Genomic DNA, 19,134 nt, shown 5'->3' with positions numbered 1-19,134 from the left:
ATGGGGCTAATAAACTATAATGCCGCCGGATATCACAAAGGATATTGGCGGCATGGTGTTACAACATATTTAAGAGCTACTTAAAAATAGGGGTGCCGGTTTACTCCTACTGTGTGACCTGGGCAAAGTTGGCGCTGCCGATTTGGATCGTGAAAGAGGAATGACCTTCACCAGATTGTGATATCTCCTTGTAATGCCCTTCGCCAATTTGTAGGAGTGTGAGGGAATTATTCAGGCCACTTTGTGAGATCACTGCTTCATTGGAATTGCCAATTTGGGCAACATCTGCACTGAGAATAGTGCCATCCTGCTGTAGGCTGACGGTATTAGCTGTTCCGATCTGTGTAACCAGCAAGTGTACATCAAGCCCTAACTGATCAGTATCCACTGCATTTTGGCTTCCGAGCTGAGCAATCTCACCACTACTAATCAGTGTATTTTGGTCGGCCTCAACACTATTTCCTGAACCGCCTTGGGTAATGATTAGGGAGCCATCTTCAGATAGATTCTGGTTAGTAGTCGCTGTATTTAAGGTTCCTAGCTGGGCAATAAATACACTATTAGAGTTACTAATAGTCTGGGTAGTTTCAGCGGAGTTCTGAGTGCCAGTTTGTAATACTTCTGCACTATCAGAATTGGCATCCAGCTGAGAAATCTTCGCATAGTTATTACCTCCAATTTGGGTAATAGACCCTTGAGCGGTGTCGCTGTCGATTTGGTCAATACGGCCTGTATTTAATGATCCGACCTGAAGCAGAGTTCCAGTGCTACCAGACCTTAGCAGTTGCAGAATATTCCCCGTATTTGATACTCCAAATTGTTGAAGTGTGCCACTAGCAGAACTTATATTCTCCTGGTAAATTTCCGCAGAGTTTTGTTCTCCCACTTGAGTGGTGAGTGATGAGATTGAAGAGGTCACAACCTGTTGGGAGGTAGCGGTATTCGATACGCCGATTTGATTGACGATAATCGATCCGTCTGATGAGCTTCCCTGGCCAGCATTAGCGCTGTTACTATCCCCTGTCTGAGAAGTGTTGATATGCCCATTACTGGTATTTTCCTGGGCAGTCTCACTGTCATTGGCGACACCGATCTGGCTTTGCACGATGGTGCTTTCACTGGTTCCATCAATTTGGAGGGCATCCTCGCTGTTGTTGACTCCAATTTGAGTTTGTACTATTAAGCTGTTGTTAACATCAGAGTCTGCATTATTGGCTGTCGCGGTATTGCCTATGCCAGTTTGGTTTTGGATTACAAAATTGTTTTCGGCAAAAACCACACTGCTGATTGCCAACGCAAGTGAGCTAAAGATAAGTGGTGAGATTTTCATAAGTTACTCCTTTAAACTAAAAATCCCTAAATCATTGTCCGTTCAGTTACTGCTTCCTCCTTGTAAATCGAATTGACCACTGATATCCACTTGAGGCTCTGCCGATGAACGATACTGCATACAGAGCCTAATCCTGTGAGTTTTGGATATAACTATTGCTGCACACTGGCAAAGTTGGCATTACCAATTTGTAACGTAAATGAAGTTTGGTTTACATACACTTTGTGAAATTTCTTCAGAATGACAGCAGCCAATCTGGATTAATATCATCAAATTTCTCAGATCCGTATGGGTATTGTCTGCCTCATGGTACTGCCATTTTGTGTTACAGCGGTGCTCAGAAAGGCCCTACCTTGCTGTGAAGTAACAAAATTATTCTCGGCGATAGCAGCACTGCTGATGGTCAGCGCCAGGGAATCGGTAAGGAAGGAAGAGATTTTCATAAGGTACTCCTTGACTACAAAATCTCTATGACAGTATATGGTGATGTTTAGGCGATGTGCTCATTAACTTTTGCATATTGAGTAGGTTAAGATGCCCAAAGGGCACCTTAACGAAAGTCTCTATCAGTCTACTGTATAAATGTAGCGCTATTGCCGTCTCCAAGTTGGGTAACACTGATAGCATCATTAAAGCCAGTTTGCGTAACCGATATGTAGTTACTGCTACCGTCTTGAGATAATGTTGCAGTGTTTTGCATGCCGCTCTGGGCCAACTCAATCAAATTCAAGTTACCTGCCTGCAGCATGGTTGCTGTCTCCATATCTCCATCCTGTGTTGAGGTAATTTCGTTCTCATCACCTTCCTGGGTGATATCCAATGAGCCACTGAATGCTGATTGGCTAGCTGAAACCATATTCATATTTCCAATTTGTTCAACAGAGGATGTATCCGATGAACCGCTTTGTGTGACAGTAGCATCGTTTTGTGTACCGTCCTGGGAAATAATATTGGAGCTATTGTCAGTCGACGCCTGTAAGGCTGTAGCCATATTGGATGAGCCTGACTGATAAATTTCAATGTTGTCACTGGCTCCTGATTGTGTTGCCAAAGCCATATTATTGTCATCACTTTGGCTAATATAAATGTTACTTTCAAAAGCACTACTTTGTGTGGCAACCGCTGATTGATTATCCCCATATTGGTAGATGGATAATGTATTGTCTGCAGTATCAAAACTAGTAGCACTGGCAAAATTGGAGTCTCCGGACTGTACTACGATAGCACTATCGGAACTTGAGGTGTTTCTGTTAATTGAGGCATTGTTGAAATCACCAACCTGACTTATCAAGTCTGAATTGGTAAAGGAGTTAAGGTGAGATATCCCAGCAGCATTTTGTTGCCCGAATTGAATTGTGGTAGCGCTGTTACCAGAGCTTGCTGTGTTTTGCAATGTAGTTGAAATATTTAAGTCACCGGATTGGGTAATGACTACAATATTGCTGGAACTCGTGTCCTGAGTACTAGTAGCCAGGTTTTGATCGCCATACTGGCTGATTGAAATAGAATCAGAATCTGAGGAGGTTTGTTCAGAGCTGGCAAAGTTAGTGTCACCATTCTGGAGGATTTCACTGCTACCGTTTGAAGCGGTTTCCTGACTGGTTAAAACGATATTGTTATCCCCGACCTGGAGTGCTGATGCCGTAGTGCTGGTTGTGGCATCTTGTGTCGAGGTGACACTATTATTATCCCCCTGCTGTGTTTGATAAATGGCGCCGCTGACATTGCCATTAGTTTGACTGGCATCAGCGTCGTTGTTATCACCAATTTGTGTTTGCACAATAAGGTTATCAAATACGGTCGGATCACTTTGATCAGCTGTCGCGTTATTATCTGTACCCATCTGGTTCTGGATGACAGTATTTTCCGCATAGGAAATCCCACTGATCATAAAGGATAAGGCCGTGGCTATAAGGGAATAGGTCTTCATTGGATAACTCCTTTACCAATTTGGACTTTGGGTGGTAAGCATATACTCTGCCTTTAACATCCATATAAAGGCAGAGTGTTTTTCGTGTTTCTACGAAAAATTATGTGCGGTCAATAATGATTGGGAATCTTAAGTGGAGGCTAGTACATAAAAAATATCACTCTACTACACGATGATATGGTTTAAAGCCATAGGTTGGGTTGTTAGCCATTTGATTTATAGCGTCAGATCAATCAAAGGCTACTTTAATTTTTGTCGATGAATTGGTATGTAGCTATGAGAATTTAGTTTGGCAAAGTTAGGAATAAAGTCGAGTTTGTGTTTTGACTGACTACGTACTGGGCTGATCTATATTTTATAGATTGACAAGAATATAGGGAGGTTGCGCCCTGATGATCACATCAGCTCACCGATCAGCACAGCTTTCGAGACAACCTTGAAAGGGCTAGGTTATTGCTGCTGGTAGTTTGCGCTGTTGTCACCACCTATTCGTAGTATGTCAGCACTGCTATTAACCCCCAGTTTGCATCATTTGTATAAAGTTATTGCTACCAATTGGGGAGAGTTCGACAGTATTTTGTCTCCCACTCTGGGTTAGACTGAGCCCATGATCGCTACCTATTTGGTGAGTGTAGAGGTGAGTCTCTTCTCCACTCTAAGTGACGTTTAAACTATTAATATATCCCTCCTGCAGTAGTTGCAGTTCGCTACTTGTGCCGCCCAAATTCACTGTTTTAATATTACTACTGCCGAGTTGATTAATAATGACCTCATTATTAGCTGTAGAGATAAGACTAATATCGATAGTGTGCCTGGTCCCAGCTTGTATAATCTCTACTTTGTCATTATCACTAACACTGTGAATTAGAAAAACCTGGTTGTCCGCACCAACTTTCTTGATATAGTCTATTGCCGAGTTTGTCGTGCTAATAAATACCTGGTTTTGATTGGTATCACCGATTTGAGCGGAAAGTGTACTATTATTAGAGCCATTGTTTGAATCTAGTATTGTTGGTTTGTTACTAAGTCCTATCTGATGAAATTGCATTTCTCCATTAATAATATTACCTCGTGAACTAGTGGCAGAATTTTCTGTGTTTTTTTGATAGATAGAAATAGAAGCATTTTTAGAGTAGGTTTGAACACCTTGGGCGTTATTTTGATGGTCTAACTGGATATAGTTAAAATGGCTGTTAGTAATGGAGTCTTGTAGTGAACTTCCCTGGTTGCTATCGCCAATCTGGTAGCCACTGGAGCTTGTGTCTCTTGTATTTTCCTGAGAAGCAAAGGTATCGTTATCATCGCCGAATTGTATTTGTATGATCTGGTTGCCAATACTAGTAATATCGCTTTGGTCAGTAGTGGCACTGTTAGCGCTACCCTACTGATGCAGTGATTTAATATTTGTTTCAGCCTAAGAATCTGTAGCAACAAGTGAAGCTAGAGCAACGTAAATACCAGCCTTGGTGTATATGATAACTCCTTTCTATGACCGAACATTAAGTAATAGTTTTCCGGAGCAAGTACTTCTATCATGAGTAAGTTTTATATAAATAATCTAAGTCTTTCCTAATAAGCTGCATACACTAGCTGACGAATAAAATCGTACTTTCCCAAGTTGGATCAGAGTATGGTGTTCTGGATTAAATGTTAGTAATACTTAGAAAGTAATTGCGCCAGCTTAGGGTTCTGTTTTTAATCTTTGTTGTCGATTTAGCTGCGTTAGATTCTTCAAAGGAATGACTTGGTTTTTTTATTCATTCGAACGTCAATTACTTTGGGCAATTTTTCTTATGGTGGAAGTTATTATTGCATCCAAACTTAGGGGACTCAGTATCTCTGTGCTGAGGTATATTATTTTTTCTGAACTGATAGGAGTTGGATGTGAAAATTAAGCAATCTGTAGATAAGGTGGCACTATTAGCGATAATGGCTTTTTCGACGTCTTCATATTCATCAATTACCTTGGCTGAAGTGGCTTGTGGCGATGTAATTACAACTGCAGAAGTGCTTACTGAGGACTTATCTTGTGATCTAACAACCGATGAACCTGATGCACTTACTATTGTCGGCCCAAGTGGCAGCTTAAATATGGGCGACTATTCCCTGACCTGTACTACAGGAGGAGACCTAGGTGGTGCAGGAATTCGAATCGAAGGCAATGGCGCCACCCTCACTGGAGGCGTTATTGATGGCTGTTTTGATGGAGTTTTCTTAGAGGGAGAGGGGTATCACAAAGTACTTAATACCGAAGTTGTTAATAGTGTTAATGATGGGATAGATATAGATAGTATTTATAATACTATAAATGACTGCGTTATTACTGATAGTGGTAGAGTCGGAGTCGATATGGATGATGACTTCAATACTTTTTCTGGCTGTACTGTAACAGGTAGTGTTGCCGACGGAATCCAGGTGGATGATAGTTTTTCACGAGTTTTTAACAACACTTCAAGTGGAAATGGAGGGGCTGGTATTCTAATAGAAGGATCGTCAAATAATGTGATATCACAGAATACAACTACCGACAATGGCAACGGTGATAGCCAAGATGGTGGTATAGTTCTTATTTTTACTAATTCCAACTTCAATATTATTTCTGCGAACTCTTCTTTTGATAATGATCCTTTTGATCTGAGGGATACAGTTGACCCTGATTGCAGTGGTACTAATATTTGGGTAAACAATGAATATCTCACTAAAGATCCAGATTGCCTGGATTGAAAATTTTTTTCGAGCGAGTCTTTTTTCAAAGTCTCTTAAACTGGTGGCTACATCTTGTAGGATTTCATAGCGGGCTTTATTTAACTTGTCTATAAAATTTATCAATCAGTTGTCTATTGGGAGCTTGTATGTTAAATATATGAGCTTCCTTTTTTGTGATTAGATTCTGGTAGAGTTCTACTGTACTTTCACATAAAGTAAAAAGCGTTCAAGATCAGTAGCTTATATAAGGCTCTCGAGTACGTGGCTGGTAGCATTTTCTTTCATTAGATGTTGTTGTATAAATCAAATTATACTTTTTCCTTAATATTAAAGCCTATGGTTCATCTCTTCCGGATAGCTGCATTTTTTAGTGGTTAATGCCTTGAAACTGCCCGATATTGTAAGCAATATTCCAGTTTTGTACGGCTCGGCTGTAAACATCCAATGTCCTTGTAATTTGTACTATAGATTCTGATTTCATCCATAGCTTTACGGTAGTTCGACGTTTTTCTTTCTTAGCGGAAGTGGGTGGTTTTCTTACATCAATAATATCCACTTGGACATTATTGGAAATCAGCAGATGCCTCACCATCGGATAGGCATGCCACAATAAAATAACTGCCATCGTGTGCCTTAGCGATAGCGGGCAGCATGACATTACTCAGATCGCTGACATCAGACGCTAGCTGCTTGGCCTTTAATGTAAGAACCTTGGCTGCTTGTAGGAGCTGGGTATCAGAAAAGGATTGTCCTTCATGACCAAACTGGTGGGAAAGTTGATCAGGCTCAGCAGGCAATTGATGGAAACGCGCTATGGCAACCAGCGCATGCAATCCTGTGTCGATCCCTGAAACTGCCTCCATCTTACTACTACGCCGCAAAATCCATGTTAAATACAACTTTATAGCAAGCAAAAGCCCTGCTATACCATCTGCCATCCCGGAATCATTCCAGAGCGCACGCAGTATAAACAAACTTGAGAATCGATCTCAATAAATAGAAAATAAAATAAAATATAGTTTATGTGACTAACTTATCAGTCATTGTGTAAATAATTCACTTTCTTCGTCGGCCTATGATCTTGCCCCGTTTTAACGGGCACCAAAGTCAAACAGACGAGGTGTCCGTTAAAAGGGGCAAGATCAGTAGGTTTTTGTTCGTTTCGACATACAATGTTCTTTGGTTCAAAAGAGGAAGCTGATGTTTACGTGTACTACTGATCCAGAAGGAATACACTGTTTCTGAGGGCTGCTGTGAATGCACATCGGTAAGCTCGTATTTGGCATCCACAGCTCATACAGCCTTAAATACAGTTTTTCTTTCTCTCCTGACTTCTTGTAGTTGGTGACTCCTAAGGCGCAGCCTACTGCTGTTGATAGCTTGCGCTATTGTTACTGCCAAGTTGCAATATGTTAATGCTGCTATTAATTCCTGTTTGCATCAAATAGATATAGTTGCTGTTACCAAATTGGGAGAGTGTGGCAGTATTTTGTCGCCCACCCTGGGTTAGATCCAGCTCATTATTACTACCTATTTGATGGGCGTATAGGTTAACTCCCTCTCCACCCTGAGTAAGATTGACACTATTAAGATATCCATCCTGTTGCAGTTGCGTTCCGTTACTTGTGCCGCTCAAATTTAAGGTACCAATATTACTACTACCTAATTGATTAATAGTGACTTCATTATCAGCTGTAGAGATAAGACTAATATTGAGCGTTTGTTGCGTCCCAGCTTGCAGAATCTCTACTGTATCATTGTCACTGATACTGTGGACCAGGAAAATCTGGTTGTCTGAACCGGTTTGCTGGAGATGATCTGTTGCGGAGTTCGTCGCGTTAAGAAACACATTGTTTTGATTGCTGTCCCCGCTCTGGGTAGAAGTTAATCTGTTATCAGAGCCGTTATTGGAATCCGCTACTGTAGATTTATTGCTAATACCGGTTTGGTAAAACTGCATTTCTCCCCTGGTAATAGTGTCCTGTGAACTAGTAACTGTATTTCCTGTGCCCTCTTGAGCGATAGAAATAGAAGCATTGTCGGAATTCGTTTGGACGCCTTGAGCGCTATTTTGACTGCCCAACTGGGTATAGTTGAACTGACTGTTGGTAACTGAGCCTTGTAATGAGCTTCCCTGGTTGTTATTACCAATCTGGTAACCACTGGAACTTGTATCTCTTGTGCCTTCTTGTGAAGCAAAGGCATTGTTACTATCACCGATCTGCGTCTGTAATATGGAGCCACGCAAATTGCTGTCGCTCTGTGTTGCCTCTAGTGAGTTATCGCTACCAATTTGTATTTGCGTAATCTGGTTGCCAATACTGGTAATGTCGCTTTGATCGGCAGTGGCACTATTATCACTTCCTTCCTGATAGAGAAAAGTATTATTATTTTCAGCCAGTGAAAATGTGGCAGAGAATGAAACTAGAGCGGCGCAAATACCAACCTTGGTGTGCATGATAACTCCTTTCTATGACTGAACAGCAAATAGCAGTTTCTTGAAGTGAGTACTTCTATCATAAATACAGTTTATATGGAGATATCTAGAATTTCATGGCCTATTTTTTCTTATTTATTTTTAAACGTTGTATCTGGAGATGGCTCCCCACTTTATTTAGGAAAGCCATTTAATCCATTTTTTAGTAAAAATAGCGCTATTGTTATCTCCCAGCTGAGCAATGTGTATACTCTCGTTCGCACCCATTTGGGTAAGCATTAGAAAATTATTGTTGCCATCCTGAGTTCAGGTGGCGGTATTTTGTTGGCCAATCTGCATGAGATCTAACTCGTTCATCATTGCGGTCAAACTTAGTGTTGCTATTTCATTAACACTATCTTGGAGTAAATTGATAAGATTCTATTCTCTATGTTGTTCGGCCAAAAGGTCAAGACCAGAACTGAATTGCTATTACCGCTTTGAAAAATTACTATAGACATATTTGAGGTGCTATCTTGAACAGAAACAATAAAGTTATTATTTCCCTCCCGGGTCTGGATAATACCTCCTCCAGTATATCCATTTATCTGACGTGCATCTATATCATTGTGATTTCCAGTTTGTGTCTGGTCTATAAGGTTATTACTAATAGTTGGCTCTGGTGTGTGCATTGTGGCCGTATAGCTTTCTGAGCTACTTAGAGGTTCCCGGGTGGGAATATATTTTCAAGTCATAGTTTCCGAACAATCGATTAAATTAAAATATAATACCTACTGAACTTGAGGTGTTAAATTGTCACTCTAAATGGCGATAAAGGTCGATATGGCTTTGCACTGCAAACTTCGAATCCATCTAATTGCTATTGATGTCTTAATCTGCCTTGGTATTACTCGCATACTGGCTGTTTAGATGTGAATCGATAATCTCAAGAGCGCTACTAATATATCCCTAAATCGATATTTCTATATGGGTCACCTCCTATGGTCAATGAGCCAGTCGCATCGAGTGTTGTCAGGCCTGGCTGTACCTTTAATTTGTGCGGATAGTAAATTGCTGATCAGAATCTCTGGGATGTTGAAAATAATGACGCTCTAAAAAGTTATTGTGCAGTAAAGAATTCTTAGCAAGTTGGAAAAGTATGGATTTGTTAGGAAAAAATTCCTGGAGAGATATTGCACATCTCTCCAGGTGTGAGTATTTAATGCGGGCTTAAATAAAATTAGGTTATCGGTAGGGTGCTTGCTGTTTGTTGATTGCCCCTAAATTCAATCACTGGGAAATGGTGCCGCTATTGTTATCCCCCAACTGGATCGTGGTGATAGTATCGCTGGTGCCAGTTTGAGTAACGGTTAAAGTATTGTCATTGCCGTTTTGGGTGAGGATGGCGGTATTCAGCGTGCCGCTTTGGGTCAGATCTATCTCATTGACCGTGCCGGTCTGGCTCAACATAGCTATTTCACTAACGCCATTCTGCACCGCATCGATCAGATTATCTACACCATTTTGTAGAGCGTACAGGCTGTTGTCGGCGTTATCTTGGTCGACATTTATGTTACTGGAGTCATCCATTTGGATAACTTCCGCCATATGACCGGAACCCGATTGATTAACTACGGCAACATTTATAATATCGCTTTGGGTAACCGATACATAACTATCTGAAACGTTAGTTTGAAAGATTGTAAGATTATGGAAGCGCCCACTCTGAAGGGCAACCGCTGTACTATTGTTTGCATTGTTTATTTCTGCATTGATAGAGTTGCCATTCCCATTTTGTACTAAGTTGTTGGTCTGATTAAAGCTCGAGGCAATGGTGGAGTTGGTAAGGTGGGAATTTCCAGTCTGGGTAAGGCTGCTGATATTGTTGGCGCCGCCAGTGCGATCTTGTACAGTGCCAACATGGGTGTTGCCCGTTTGAAAAATTGTAATGGTAGAATTTGAAACATCAGTTTGGATTGGAGTGGGATCGTTGCTATCGCCATAAGTTTCCGAAATTGCTGTTGAGGAATCCGAATTCTGCTGATTTAAATCGGGGCGGTTACCCTCACCAACAACGGTAAAACTAGCACTGACATTGCTGTTATTCGCTTGAAATGATTCCCCGTCGTTATTATTTCCTTCAATGGCATAGATCACCGTTGTATCTGAATTTCCTGTTTGCATGTTTTCTATTTCATTGCCGTTTCCTGTTACATAAACGCCGATAAAGCTAGTGGCGTTGGAAGTCTGAGTGGTTTCTAAGTCGTTGTTGTCACCGATAGCACTGGTTTCTACCGTTGAGTTAGTGTTGCCGTCCTGGGTGCTAAGCGATACATTATTGCTGCCCTCCTGATACTGGCTAATGGTGCTACTGTTATTGCCATTGGTCTGCGATGCATCGACGGAGTTGGTTGTTCCGATCTGGACTTGTTCAATCAGGTTGTCGCTAATCGTGGGGTCGCTCTGATCCGCGTTAGCGGTATTGCCGCTACCATCTTGAAACAGAATATATTCATTGTTGTCAGCATAGGCGGGGCCACTGATGGCGAGGGCCATTGCGGTTAGGGGTAGTACAGTCGCGGCGATGGGTAAGATTTTCACAAATAAGTCCTTTATGTTAATTGGCTATGACATATTAATTGCAGTCGCAGCGCTTCCTGCATCACACAGGCGGCATCGATATCCAATTCCGGTGTTGGTTAACAACAAATTAGTCTGCCGTTGTAATTCGCCCAATATCGGGGAATTTTCTTGCCTTAATGGAGAGAAGTAGTGAGACTGCTGACTGGCACTGATTTCAAGCCATTATTGTTAGCATGAATACTTGGTTATGCTGGGATATTGACCTTTGACTTCCTTCTCTACAGTCTCTGGACCGAATAAATCCGCGCTATTTGAATCCCGAATTATTGGTAGAAGTATTAAAAGAAGGCGTAGGAAAGGAAATGGGATAAAAGCACTGAAAAACTAGTAATAAAGTAGGTCTGGACGTTTTCGTAAGTGTGTCTATTCTATAGTGATTTTCTAGGATCAGAGCTAGTTGACAGTAGGGGGGGAGTCTATATGCGACGTATACAGACTCCCCTGGTCAATTCATTGTGTAAAAGTAGCGCTGTTGTTATCACCTAGCTGGGTGACACTAATGGTATCGCTAAAGCCGGTTTGAGTAACCATAAGGAAATTACTGTTACCGTCTTGCGAAAGGGTGGCGATATCCTGCTGGCCGCTCTGGGTGAGGTCTATCTCATTTAAGGTGCCGGTCTGGTTCAGTGTTCCTGTCTCACTATCGCCGTCCTGCAGAGAATTGATCAGGTTTTCCTCACCGTTTTGCAGAGCGTACAGATCGTTATCAAAGCTTTGTTGATCCGCATTGATTTCGTTCATATCGCTCATTTGAATCGTTTCTATCGTATGATCAGAGCCGGTCTGTTCCAGAAAAACAGAGTTGCTATCGCCAAATTGGCTGAGGTCAAAACTGTTATTGGAAACCGTCTGTATTATAGCGCCTATGGAGTTGTTGTCCCCCTGCTGCAAAACAATCCCGGTACCGTCACTGGAGTCTGTTACCGAGGTGGACACCACATTGCTATCGCCAATTTGTTCGAAATAGTTGTTTTGCGAGAAGCTGTTGAAGTTGGCAAAGTTGCCAAGATTGGAGTCGCCAATCTGGACAATGGTGCCGGTATTATTGGCGCTGCCAGTTTGATCCCCCGTGGTTCCCGTATTGCCATTTCCGGTTTGGAAAATCATAACGCTGGTGTTGGAGCTGTCACTTTGGGTAGTGGAGATAATATTGCTATCGCCGTAGCTTTCTGAAATCAGTATCGCTGAGTCGGAATCTACTTGCAGGGACGATGCGATATTGCCATCACCAACAAAGGTGAAATCCATTGAGCTATTCGATAAGTTCTCCTGGAGCGAGATCCCGAAGTTGTTATCCCCATCCATGGTATATAGCTGCGATGTATCGGATGTCGTATCTTGGGTGCCGCCCCCGGTATTACTATTACCCGTTATATATACGCCCATGGTGCTATTGCTGGTAGCCGTCTGCGATGTATCTGAATCATTACTATCACCGGTCAGATAGGCTTCTGCGGTTGAATCAGTGGTGCCATTCTGATCGCTGGTCGAGGTGTTGTTGTCACCTTGCTGGTACTGAATTATCACACCGTTGGTATTGCCGTTAGACTGGGTGGCATCCGCATCGTTGTTGTCACCAATTTGGGTCTGCTCGATCAGGTTGTTAAAAATGGTGGGGTCGCTTTGATCCCCGCTGGCGGTATTGCCGGTACCATCCTGGTAGAGGATATATTCATTGTCATCTGCATGAACCAGACCACTGATGGCAAGGGATAGAGCGGTAACGGCTATAGGTAAAATCTTCACAAGTAACTCCTTTACTTCAACTCGTTATGGGGCATTGACTGCGCCCACAGTACTTCCTGTACAACACAGGTGAAATCTGTATCCAATCCCGGTGTAAACGAACGGCGACTACATTCCGCCTCTACCGTCCGCTGGGCATTGGGGGGTGATTTGATCGGCCCTAAATGGTGAGAGAAGTAGTGAGACTGCTTACTTACACTGGCTCCAAGCCATTGTCATTGGCATTAGTACTTGGATATGCCGGGGCCTTGATCATTGGCGGCTTTCTCTAAAAAGACTCAATGATTCTCTATCTGGTTATTTATTCACCTAATAGGTGAGAATTTACCTCCTTCGTAATGTGATTTGTAAAAAAATCACCAAACACTCATTTCTCAATGGTCGTGCCTGTTAATGTCCTTACCCAGTATTGGCAGTATTCGTCATTGTGTGTATAGAACAAAAGTACTGAGATACTAGTAATAAAGACTGAAGGGTAAGGTACGCCTTGAATGAATATATTCGCTTTGACTTAGGTTGCGGTTAAGAATGGGGCAGTCTTACAAGGGCCTACATGACTTATGTAGGCCTTCTAATTTAGCTTACTGCATATAAGTTGCGCTGTTATTGTCACCAAGCTGTGTAACATTGATACTGTCGTTGAAGCCTGTTTGCGTGACCATCAAGAAATTGTTATTGCCATTCTGAGATAAAATAGCAGTATCCTGCTGTCCACTCTGAGTTAAATCTATTTCATTTAAGCTTCCTGCCTGGTTCAGAGTAGCTGATTCGGAATCTCCATCTTGCAGGGAGTTAATTAAGTTGTCTTCACCATCTTGCAAAGCGTAAAGGTTTGCATCAAAACTGCTTTGTTCAGCGTCTATAGTATTCAAATCATCGATTTGTATGATTTCTGCATAGTGAGAAGATCCACTCTGAACAAGAAATGAGTCGTTGCTATCTCCTGTTTGGGTCACTGAGGAATCGCTACCAAAGGCTTGATTTAATAATGTATTAGCATTATTACTTGAGCCTTCTTGAATGATTGAGGCAGTTATATTTGCTGAATCATTATATAGGATAAAGGAGTCATTTTGATCGCCTACCTGTAACAAATAGCTTGTGCTACCGCTGGTGTTGTTTGAAGATGACCCAGAAAAGTTGTCGTCTCCATATTGTTCAATTGTATCATTTTGGTTAAAGCTTGCATTGTGAACAAAGTTGATAATATTTGAGTTGCCTTGCTGGATATTCACAACGCTGTTATCAGCACTGCCATCATCATCAAAGCCGCTAACGACATTCGAGTCACCGGTTTGCTGTATTACAATACTGGTATTAGAGCTGTCTTCTTGAAAAGTAGATGCAATATTATCGTTACCGTTGGTATCAACTATCAAAGATACAGAGTCAGAGTTTTGCTGGAAGGAGCTACCAATATTGTCATCACCAGTGATGGTGAACTCCATTAAGCTATTTGAAGTATTTGTTTGAGAGGAGGCACCAATATTGCCCGAACCTGTAATGGTAAATTCCATTGTGGTGTTACTGGTAGAGGTTTGCTGGGTTGCTCCCTGATTGTTATTTCCAAAAATGGTCATGATTCCGGTGGAATCAGTTGTTCCATTCTGGAAGGCAAAAGCATCATTAGTATCGCCCTCCTCATACTGAATGATTACTCCGTTGGTGTTGCCGTTGGATTGTGACGCTTCAGCAATATTATTATCGCCGATCTGGGTTTGTTCAATCAGGTTATTGGTAATCGTGGGATCACTTTGGTCTCCCATGGCAGTGTTTCCTGTACCTTCTTGATAGAGGATATATTCATTGTCATCTGCATGAACCAGACCACTGATGGCAAGGGATAGAGCGGTAACGGCAATAGGTAAGATCTTCACAAGTAACTCCTTTACTTCAACTCGCTATGGCGCTTTGATGGCGTCCACAGTACTTCCTGTACAACACAGGTGAAATCCATATCCAATCCCGGTGTAGACGAACGGAGACTACATTCCGCCTCTACCGTCCGCCGGGTATTGGGGGGTGATTTGATCGGCCCTAAATGGTGAGAGAAGTAGTGAGACTGCTTACTTGCACTGGCTCCAAGCCATTGTCATTGGCATTAGTACTTGGATATGCCGGGGCTATGATCATTGGCGGCTTTCAAAAAAAGACTCAATGATTTCAAATTTCTGGTGAGCATAAGTGCCCACCATTTGTCATAGATTTTTCTCCTCTGTAATCCGTTTGATAAGATCCTCCAAAAGTTGAAACCCAAAGCGTTTCAGGCATTGAAGCCTTGAAAAAGTATTGGCAAGGAGAACCCTTAGGGAAATGAGATAAAAGCACTGAGATACTGGGAATAAAGTCGGATAATTTTTATTATTTTTAGGGTTTTCGGAAGTGGGAGTAGGGCAGGATGGTAGATTTCATGAGATTGATACATAGCTTTACTGCATAGAAATCATAGTATTATTGTTGCCAAACTGGGTGGTGGTGATGCTATCGTTAAACCTTACCTGGATAGTTGCTAAAGACTTGTTATTTCCATTTTGGGTCAAAATGGTGCTATCCGCTTGGCCACTTTAAATCAGATCTATTCCACTAAAAGTTCTCGTCTGATTAATTGTAGAAACTTCTGAGATGCCAGTTTGGAATACATCAACCTAGTTAATTTTGCATCTTATAGTACCAAAGGGTTTTAATTGGAGTCGGCTCGTTCAGCTATTATAGGGCCCGAGTTAACTTGCAGGAGTATACTGGTGCTATGATCTGATCCAGTCTGTAGTGATTCTATGGCAGTAAAGTTTCTAGTTTGAGTGATATTAGACTTGCTATCAACTACTGTAGCGCCTTCATGGGAAAATCCTGTAACCCTTGACTTGTAGTTAATGAGAGTGGAAGTAGAAGGTCCCGCTCAAGCTAGTCGATCAACCCTGATTGATCATCGACTGATAGCTTTAAATACTTCTGCTACCAAGAACTGCTTCTAGATTGATTCGACCTGCTTAACATGGGATGAAGGGAAGTGAGACTACGGACTTGCACTGACATCATGCCATTGTTGTTGGCATTAATGCTTGTCTATGCCTGAGCTGGGACCTAAACAGAGTATTGTGGATAAGTGCTGGCCAGGGTATAGGAAAAAAGCACTGAGATTCTAGTAATAAAGTTTATATGACCCCCTAGCTAGTACGTCTCCCTTTAGAGCTATACGCTGATTAGTACTGCAACCGGACTCCTGTTGGTCCAAGCTTTTATATCCATTGCATAATTTGCAAAGTGTAAAGTTTGGCATTTATGGCAGCCTCAAAGACCCCGCTATCGCGATCACAGATTATTGGCTTAACAGCATTGTCGTTGGCAGTCTTTTTGGTGGCCAATGATTTTACGGCCTTCTCAGTCGCTATCCCTGCAATGGAAAAACACTTTAACGCAGATATCTCCACTCTTCAGTGGGTGATTAACGGTTATGCATTGGTGTTCGGGATTTTTATAGTTACTGGCGGGCGCTTGGCGGATATGTTTGGTCGGCGCCGGCTATTTTTTGTTGGAACCTCAATCTTCGTCTTTTTCTCAGTTTTGGGTGGTCTGGCCGTTAATGAATGGATGTTGCTGGGGAGTCGGGCATTAATGGGGGTTGGTGGCGCCCTTATGTGGCCCGCTGTACTCGGCATGACTTACCAAATAATGCCTGATGATAGGGCGGGGCAGGCTGGCGGCTTGATAATGACGGTATGTGGTTTTGCCAATTCTATAGGGCCATTATTGGGAGGTTTCTTTACAGAGTTTGTCAGTTGGCGCTGGATTTTTTTTATTAATTTCCCCATTGCGCTGGCGGCAATGTTGGTGGGCTGGAAGGTAATTGAGGATGATAAGCCCGCAGAGAGCAAGGAAAAGGTTGACTATTGGGGCATGGTCTCTCTATCTATCAGCTTACTGGCATTAATGCTGTCCTTGGATTTTGTTATTGATGTGGGATTTAGAAGCCCTCTGGTAATAGGACTTTTCAGCGCTTCGGTGATGTTTTTCCTAGTGTTTGCCTGGGTGGAGCCTCATACCCAGTCGGACCCACTTATTCCCTCTGATGTCGCTAGCAACTGGCGTTTTTTTGCTATCGGTGTAGTGACCCTGCTTCTGTCTGTCACTTTCGTATCTATGTTGCTTTATATCCCGCAGTTTCTGATTAAGGAGCTGAGTTTTTCTGCCGTTTGGTCCGGCGCAGGGTTATTGCCGGTGATGATTACCTATGCGGTAGTGTCCTATATCGCGGGTTGGCTGTACGAATCTTTGGGAGCACGGTTAATTTTGGCTGCCGCTGCTCTATTTTTAGGATTGGGAATGTTCTTGCTTTCTGGATTGATAGTCCATGATCGCTATCTGCACTTGGTGCCAGGCATGCTTTCTCTCGGGGTAGGCTTGGGTCTATATTTTCCTACGATAACGACGACCGCTGTTACAGTACTGGGGCCAGCCAGGGCAAGCTTGGCGGCGGCTTTAATTTATATGTTCCAAATTATTGGCGGTGCTATTGGATTGGCGATGAATACAACAGTTGTAGCCATGGCTCCCGAATTATCGGAAGGTATTGATCGGGCATTTACTGTTAATGCGTGTTTGGCTGCTGCAGCACTGATTGTAAGTTTGCTGTTTGTGAAAGGGGATGTTTCCCAGAAAGAAAAAATCTGAGCAATAAATAATATGGTTTTTCTTAGCCTCTTTCTCTACTGTATGTATATCGCAGAATTGTTACTGCCAATCTGTGAAATGGAGATAGTAGCACCAAAACTCAATTGAATTACCTGGAGAAAGTTGTCTGTACCTAGTTGTAGTAGCTCTGCACTATTAAAGCTGCCGGTTTGAGTGAGATTGATAGTGTTTAGCTCACCCAATTGAATGATGTCCGCATCATCAATATAACCAGACTGCGTTGAACTTACTTGATTCTGTAGACCTTGTTGCAGCAACTGTAGTCTTGCACTAAAGCCATCTTGAATGGCTATTAATGTGTTTTGATCAAATTCCTGGTCTATAGCTGCCTCAGAGACTGATCCACTTTGACTAATATCAGCGCTATTATCCGATCCACTTTGTGTGACAACACTACTAGCCCCTTCAATAGCGAGTTGTATTGACGTGGCGCTATTGCTTGTTCCTGTTTGTGTTATCTCGGAAAAATTATTGATGTTTATCTGGTTGATTGTGGACCCGTTGTTTGTTCCGCTTTGAGATGTAAAGGCCTGATTATTTAGAGCAAGATTAACAATGATAGAAGCGCGATTACTCTGTCCTTGCTGGATGGAACTGTTAAATCCCTGAATAGAGTTGCTTGTTTGGATGCTAGTAGCACTGGAATCTGTCAGTTGTACTATTGAGTTGGTATTAAAGGCGCCGTTAATATTTGTTATCCGGGCAGTGTTGTTATTGCCAAATTGCTGAATTTGATTATTGGTTCCCAGAGACTGTATCAGGGTAATTCTAGTATCAATATTCTGGCTTCCACTTTGGATAATACTGGCAGAGTTTGCTATGCCACTTTCTTTATCGATAATCTCAGCTCTATTAAAATTACCTAACTGGCTAATAGAGACATCACTAAGAGCAACACCATCTTGGATAGATTCTGAAAAATTTAGGGTTCCTATCTGCGAGATGTTAGCAGTTGTACCAGTGGAAAGGTTTTGTATGCTGGTAATATGATTTAGGGATTGTTCCTGACTGATGCTTATAGTGCTAAACAGTGTACTTGTCTGTGAGGTTTCGGCCTTGTTGAGAACATTAAGCTGGGAGACTGATGTCGTGCTACCCAGGCTGCTGGATTGGACTGACATTAGCTCGTTTGATACGCCTCTCTGCAACTGGATAATAGATCCTTCAGTATTGCCGTTGGATTGCTGAGCCACCACATTATTAAATTCACCATCTTGTGTTTGCATGATGAGATTGTTAATGATGGTTGGGTCGCTTTGGTCCCCTATAGCCCGATTGCCAATGCCCTGTTGTGACAGGATATAAGTGTTGGTTGCGAGGGCCTGGCAGCAGAATAGTAAGGTTGATGCCGCGATAAGATGGCCTGGTATGGGCATAATTCCTCCACTGCACAGGCTGGCGTAAATCTCTAACTTAGGCTGTATCTTACCGGCACTGGGCACGGTGTGATGATTGCCATATAAAATTATGGTGAAAACTTAATGGTTTGTATATGAGAGATAAGCACTGAATTACTAGGGAAATGGGTTCAAGCTTTATTCCTGGTTGAGTGTTTGTTTATTGGTGGCTCCGTGTATATTTCTGTAAATGGAAGTGCTTCCCAATCTGAGTAAACTTGTGAGATACTTCAAGTCCACTTCACCTTTGCCCAGTTTTTCCTGAAAATAGAAATAA

General features: G+C 42.2%; 13 protein-coding genes and 1 pseudogene. 2 read left to right on the top strand and 12 right to left on the bottom strand.

The window, feature by feature from the left end; translation table 11 throughout:
* Nucleotides 1-106: 106 nt before the first annotated feature.
* The 5 genes from ACJJIE_RS12805 to ACJJIE_RS12785 all read right to left on the bottom strand — a co-directional run bounded on the left by ACJJIE_RS12805 (nucleotide 107) and on the right by ACJJIE_RS12785 (nucleotide 4,308).
* Nucleotides 107-1,330, bottom strand: a complete 1,224-nt coding sequence (locus ACJJIE_RS12805) for a hypothetical protein (RefSeq protein WP_444891942.1) — start codon at nucleotides 1,328-1,330, stop codon at nucleotides 107-109.
* 278 nt (nucleotides 1,331-1,608) lie between these two features.
* Nucleotides 1,609-1,773, bottom strand: a complete 165-nt coding sequence (locus ACJJIE_RS12800; protein ID WP_282931392.1) for a hypothetical protein — start codon at nucleotides 1,771-1,773, stop codon at nucleotides 1,609-1,611.
* Between the two features lie 128 nt (nucleotides 1,774-1,901).
* The gene (locus tag ACJJIE_RS12795; RefSeq protein WP_282931393.1) at nucleotides 1,902-3,260 is read right to left on the bottom strand and encodes a hypothetical protein; all 1,359 of its coding nucleotides are present in this window, start codon (nucleotides 3,258-3,260) and stop codon (nucleotides 1,902-1,904) included.
* Nucleotides 3,261-3,771: 511 nt separating this feature from the next.
* Nucleotides 3,772-3,882: a hypothetical protein gene (locus ACJJIE_RS12790; protein WP_413665889.1), complete on the bottom strand. Its 111-nt coding sequence runs from the start codon at nucleotides 3,880-3,882 to the stop codon at nucleotides 3,772-3,774.
* Nucleotides 3,883-3,915: 33 nt separating this feature from the next.
* Entirely contained in the window at nucleotides 3,916-4,308 is a 393-nt protein-coding gene (locus tag ACJJIE_RS12785) for a hypothetical protein (RefSeq protein ID WP_444891941.1), read from the bottom strand.
* Between the two features lie 836 nt (nucleotides 4,309-5,144).
* On the opposite strand from ACJJIE_RS12785, the gene ACJJIE_RS12780 reads away from it, so the two are divergent.
* On the top strand, nucleotides 5,145-5,984 hold the full coding sequence (locus ACJJIE_RS12780) for a right-handed parallel beta-helix repeat-containing protein (protein WP_444891940.1): 840 nt from the start codon (nucleotides 5,145-5,147) through the stop codon (nucleotides 5,982-5,984).
* Nucleotides 5,985-6,529: 545 nt separating this feature from the next.
* Here ACJJIE_RS12780 and ACJJIE_RS12775 read toward each other — a convergent pair.
* From ACJJIE_RS12775 to ACJJIE_RS12750, 6 genes and pseudogenes are all read right to left on the bottom strand, one after another.
* The gene (locus ACJJIE_RS12775; protein WP_444891939.1) at nucleotides 6,530-6,904 is read right to left on the bottom strand and encodes a cysteine peptidase family C39 domain-containing protein; all 375 of its coding nucleotides are present in this window, start codon (nucleotides 6,902-6,904) and stop codon (nucleotides 6,530-6,532) included.
* 425 nt (nucleotides 6,905-7,329) lie between these two features.
* On the bottom strand, nucleotides 7,330-8,424 hold the full coding sequence (locus ACJJIE_RS12770; RefSeq protein ID WP_444891938.1) for a hypothetical protein: 1,095 nt from the start codon (nucleotides 8,422-8,424) through the stop codon (nucleotides 7,330-7,332).
* 156 nt (nucleotides 8,425-8,580) lie between these two features.
* Nucleotides 8,581-8,688: pseudogene (locus tag ACJJIE_RS12765) on the bottom strand (hypothetical protein); the annotation flags it as partial.
* 984 nt (nucleotides 8,689-9,672) lie between these two features.
* Nucleotides 9,673-10,983 carry a hypothetical protein gene (locus ACJJIE_RS12760; RefSeq protein WP_444891937.1) on the bottom strand — a complete coding sequence of 437 codons (1,311 nt, stop codon included), beginning with the start codon at nucleotides 10,981-10,983 and terminating at the stop codon, nucleotides 9,673-9,675.
* A gap of 492 nt (nucleotides 10,984-11,475) precedes the next feature.
* On the bottom strand, nucleotides 11,476-12,771 hold the full coding sequence (locus ACJJIE_RS12755) for a hypothetical protein (RefSeq protein WP_444891936.1): 1,296 nt from the start codon (nucleotides 12,769-12,771) through the stop codon (nucleotides 11,476-11,478).
* 581 nt (nucleotides 12,772-13,352) lie between these two features.
* Entirely contained in the window at nucleotides 13,353-14,648 is a 1,296-nt protein-coding gene (locus ACJJIE_RS12750; RefSeq protein WP_444891935.1) for a hypothetical protein, read from the bottom strand.
* 1,402 nt (nucleotides 14,649-16,050) lie between these two features.
* Between ACJJIE_RS12750 and ACJJIE_RS12745 the strand changes: the two genes are divergently transcribed.
* A complete protein-coding gene (locus ACJJIE_RS12745) occupies nucleotides 16,051-17,439 on the top strand; it encodes an MFS transporter (protein ID WP_444891934.1) in 1,389 nt (462 codons plus the stop codon).
* A gap of 35 nt (nucleotides 17,440-17,474) precedes the next feature.
* Here the strand turns inward: ACJJIE_RS12745 and ACJJIE_RS12740 are convergent, their stop codons facing one another.
* Nucleotides 17,475-18,836 carry a hypothetical protein gene (locus ACJJIE_RS12740; RefSeq protein WP_282931403.1) on the bottom strand — a complete coding sequence of 454 codons (1,362 nt, stop codon included), beginning with the start codon at nucleotides 18,834-18,836 and terminating at the stop codon, nucleotides 17,475-17,477.
* Between the last annotated feature and the right edge of the window lie 298 nt (nucleotides 18,837-19,134).

This window comes from Microbulbifer maximicatervae (SeqCode) (genome assembly GCF_052467325.1).
The sequence above is the reverse complement of the archived record's forward strand: the minus strand, read 5'-3'. Positions and strand labels throughout refer to the sequence as shown.

Coding starts and splice junctions, on each gene's coding strand:
- ACJJIE_RS12775 (WP_444891939.1), bottom strand. CDS start 6,904: ATGGCAGATGGTATAGCAGGGCTTTTGCTTGCTATAAAGTTGTATTTA.
- ACJJIE_RS12785 (WP_444891941.1), bottom strand. CDS start 4,308: ATGCAATTTCATCAGATAGGACTTAGTAACAAACCAACAATACTAGAT.
- ACJJIE_RS12800 (WP_282931392.1), bottom strand. CDS start 1,773: ATGAAAATCTCTTCCTTCCTTACCGATTCCCTGGCGCTGACCATCAGC.
- ACJJIE_RS12745 (WP_444891934.1), top strand. CDS start 16,051: ATGGCAGCCTCAAAGACCCCGCTATCGCGATCACAGATTATTGGCTTA.
- ACJJIE_RS12740 (WP_282931403.1), bottom strand. CDS start 18,836: ATGCCCATACCAGGCCATCTTATCGCGGCATCAACCTTACTATTCTGC.
- ACJJIE_RS12770 (WP_444891938.1), bottom strand. CDS start 8,424: ATGCACACCAAGGTTGGTATTTGCGCCGCTCTAGTTTCATTCTCTGCC.
- ACJJIE_RS12795 (WP_282931393.1), bottom strand. CDS start 3,260: ATGAAGACCTATTCCCTTATAGCCACGGCCTTATCCTTTATGATCAGT.
- ACJJIE_RS12805 (WP_444891942.1), bottom strand. CDS start 1,330: ATGAAAATCTCACCACTTATCTTTAGCTCACTTGCGTTGGCAATCAGC.